Consider the following 3,551-nt stretch of genomic DNA (forward strand, 5'->3'; position numbering starts at 1 on the left):
CGTTCGGCCAGTGGGCGCCCTACCGGGTGCCCACCGTCCGGGTCGGCGACGCCGCCGCGCCCTGCCGGGACACCCGGGCGGCCAGCTGCCCGGTCCCCGGTCACCCCTGCCTCAGCGGCATCGACCCGGACCAGGTGGTCGACGCGCTGCGGACCCTCACCGTCGGTGGTGGCGGCCGATGAACATCCTGCTCTGGCACGTGCACGGCTCCTGGACCACGTCGTTCGTGCACGGCAGTCACCGCTACCTGATCCCCACCACACCCGACCGTGGCCCCTACGGCCTCGGCCGGGCCCGCACCTACCCGTGGCCGGACAGCGCGGTCGAGGTCACCCCGGAGAACCTGCCGGACGCCGACGTCGACCTGATCATCCTGCAACGACCGGAGGAGGTCGACCGGGCCGAGGAGTGGCTGCGCCGCCGCCCCGGGCGCGACGTCCCCGCCATCTACGTCGAACACAACACCCCGAAGGGCGACGTCCCCAACACCCGGCACCCGATGGCCGACCGCGACGACCTGCTCATCGCGCACGTCACCGGCTTCAACCAGATCTTCTGGGACACCGGCGTCACCCGCACCACAGTGGTCGACCACGGCATCGTCGCCCCCACCGTCTCCTACACCGGGGAACTCGACCGGCTCGCCGTGGTGATCAACGAACCGGTGCGACGAGGCCGGGTCACCGGCACCGACCTGCTGGCCCGGTTCGCCGAGATCGCCCCGCTGGACGTGTTCGGGATGGGCGTCGCCGGCTTGGCCGACCACCTCGGGCTGCCCGCCGACCGCCTCACCAGCCACGACGACGTGCCGCAGGACCGGATGCACGCCGAGTTGGCCCGGCGGCGCGCGTACCTGCACCTGTGCCGCTGGACCTCCCTCGGGCTCAGCCTCATCGAGGCGATGGCGATCGGCATGCCGGTCGTCGCGCTCGCCACCACCGAGGCGGTGATGGCGGTGCCGCCGGCGGCGGGGGCCCTCGCCACCCGGACCGGACACCCTGCTCGACGCCGCCCGCCGGTTCCTCGCCGAACCGGAGACCGCGCGCCGGGCCGGCGCGGCGGCCCGAGCCGCCGCGCGCGACAGGTACGGCCTCGACCGTTTCCTCGCTGACTGGGACCGGCTGCTGGAGGAGGAAGTATGCGGATCGCGATGATCTCGGAGCACGCCAGCCCGCTCGCCGTCCTCGGAGGGGAGGACGCCGGCGGCCAGAACACGCACGTCGCGGAGCTGTCCGCCGCGCTCGCCGCCGCCGGGCACGAGGTGCGGGTCTACACCCGTCGGGACGCGCTCGACCTGCCGGTGACAGTGCGCAGCGCGGACGGGTACGACGTGGTGCACGTGCCGGCGGGTCCGGCCGAGCCGGTGGCCAAGGACGCGCTGCTGCCGCACATGCGGGAGTTCAGCCGCTGGCTGATCGAGCGGTGGCGGGGCGGGGACTGGGCACCCGAGGTGATCCACGCGCACTTCTGGATGAGCGGCCTGGCGGCGCTGACGGCCGGCCGGCAGACCGGCGTGCCGGTGGTGCAGACGTACCACGCGCTGGGCACTGTGAAACGCCGCTACCAGGGTGTGCAGGACACCAGCCCAGCCCGACGGATCTCCTACGAGCGGGAGCTGGGTCGCTCGGTGGACCGGATCGTCGCGCAGTGCCGCGACGAGGTGGGTGAGCTGGTCCGGATGGGCGTGCCCCGGTCCCGGATGACAGTGGTGCCCTCCGGGGTGAACCTCGCGACGTTCGCCCCGCTCGGGCCGGCCGCCGACCGAGAGCCGGGACGGGCCCGGGTCCTCACCGTGGGCCGGCTGGTCGAGCGCAAGGGCTTCCAGACCGTGATCCGGGCGATGGCCCTGGTCCCGGACGCCGAGTGCGTGGTCGTCGGCGGTCCGCCCGAGGGATTGCTGGAGACCGACCCGTACGCCCGGCGGTTGCGGGCCCTCGCCGAGTCGTGCGGGGTGGCCGACCGGGTGCACCTGGTCGGCGCGGTGCCCCGGGAGGAGATGGGCCGCTGGTACCGCTCGGCGGACCTGCTGGTCGCCGCGCCCTGGTACGAGCCGTTCGGGTTGACCCCGCTGGAGGCGATGGCCTGCGGGGTGCCGGTCGTCGGTACGGCCGTGGGTGGCATCCGGGACACCGTGGTCGACGGGACGACCGGTGACCTGGTGCCGGCCCGGGATCCGCACGCGTTGGCCACCGCGATCCAGGGGTTGCTCGACGACCGGATCAGGCGCTTCGGGTACGCCGCGGCGGCCCGCGAGCGGGCCCGGGCGCGGTACTCCTGGGCGGCCACCGCCGAGCGGCTGGTCGAGGTCTACAGCGAGGTGGCCGCCGTCCGCCGGCCGACCCGGGTGGTGGCCTGATGCCGGCGGGCAGCCTGCTCGACACCCACCTGACGAATCTCGCCGCGGCGCTGGTGCCGTACCGGAGCTGTGAGCCGCAGTTGGCGCGCTGGGGCGCGGACCTGGCCCGTCGGTTGGCCACCGGGGGCCGGCTGCTGGTGGCCGGCAACGGCGGCAGCGCCGCCGAGGCCCAGCACCTCACCGCGGAGCTGGTCGGCAAGCTCCACGACGACCGGCAACCGCTCTCCGCGATCGCGCTGCACGCCGAGACCAGCGCGCTCACCGCCATCGCCAACGACTACGGCTACCACGACGTGTACGCCCGCCAGGTGCGTGCCCACGGTCGTCCCGGTGACATCCTGCTGCTGCTCAGCACCAGCGGCGCCAGCCCCAACCTGGTCGCCGCCGCGCAGGCCGGCCGCGCCGTCGGCCTGACCACCTGGGCGCTGACCGGGGCCACCCCCAACTCCCTCGCCGACGCCTGCGACGACGTGCTGGCCGTCGCCTCCGCGGACACCCAGGTCGTCCAGGAGCTGCACCTGGTGACCAGTCACCTGCTCTGCGAGTACCTCGAACAGGAGTTGCCCGCCGCCCTGGCCGCCGCCGCGGCGGTCGTCCAGCACGGGCCGTCGCCGGCCGGTCGGCTGCCGTCCGGGCCGGTGCGCGCCGGGGTCGAGGTGGTGCTCGACGGCGGGACCGGGTCGCAGGTCGACGCGTGAGGATGAGGAGGCAAGCGTGAGGGGACCGGTGGTGGTGCTCGGGGACACCCTGCTCGACCGGGACGTGGAGGGTGTGGTGAACCGGCTCTGCCCGGACTCCCCGGTGCCGGTGCTCGACGAGATCGCGGCGACCGACCGACCCGGCGGCGCCGGCCTGGCGGCGGTTTTCGCCGCCGCGCTCGGCGCCGAGGTGGTGCTGGTGACCGCGCTCGCCGACGACGCCGGCGGGCCCGACTGAGCGCCCTGCTCTCCGCCGCCGGCGTGCAGGTGTACCCGTTGCCGCTCTCCGGCGCGACGCCGGAGAAGATCCGGCTGCGGGCCCGGGGGCGGGTGTTGCTGCGCCACGACCGCGGCGGGACGTCCAGCGAGCCCGGCCAGCCCTCCGACGAGGTGCTCCGGGTGATCGGCGCGGCGTCGGCGGTGCTGGTCAGCGACTACGGGCGGGGGTGGCCCGGCAGCCCGCGCTGCGCGACGCGTTGGCCGCCACCCGCGCGCCG

General features: G+C 75.0%; 2 protein-coding genes and 3 pseudogenes. All 5 read left to right on the top strand.

Going from position 1 to position 3,551, the window contains the following annotated elements; translation table 11 throughout:
• Positions 1 to 182 (top strand): annotated as a pseudogene (locus tag JM949_RS34600) (HAD-IIIA family hydrolase); the annotation flags it as partial.
• Positions 179 to 1,154: pseudogene (locus JM949_RS34605) on the top strand (glycosyltransferase). The pseudogenes JM949_RS34600 and JM949_RS34605, both read left to right, overlap by 4 nt.
• Entirely contained in the window at positions 1,139 to 2,356 is a 1,218-nt protein-coding gene (locus JM949_RS34610; protein ID WP_203152256.1) for a glycosyltransferase, read from the top strand. Before JM949_RS34605 ends, JM949_RS34610 begins: the two are co-directional and overlap by 16 nt.
• Positions 2,353 to 3,054, top strand: a complete 702-nt coding sequence (locus JM949_RS34615; protein ID WP_203152258.1) for a D-sedoheptulose-7-phosphate isomerase — start codon at positions 2,353 to 2,355, stop codon at positions 3,052 to 3,054. Before JM949_RS34610 ends, JM949_RS34615 begins: the two co-directional genes overlap by 4 nt.
• A 16-nt stretch (positions 3,055 to 3,070) precedes the next feature.
• A pseudogene (locus JM949_RS34620) lies at positions 3,071 to 3,551 on the top strand (PfkB family carbohydrate kinase); the annotation flags it as partial.

This window comes from Micromonospora tarensis, assembly GCF_016803395.1.
GTDB classification, from domain to species: domain Bacteria; phylum Actinomycetota; class Actinomycetes; order Mycobacteriales; family Micromonosporaceae; genus Micromonospora; species Micromonospora tarensis.

Coding starts and splice junctions, on each gene's coding strand:
- JM949_RS34610 (WP_203152256.1), top strand. CDS start 1,139: ATGCGGATCGCGATGATCTCGGAGCACGCCAGCCCGCTCGCCGTCCTC.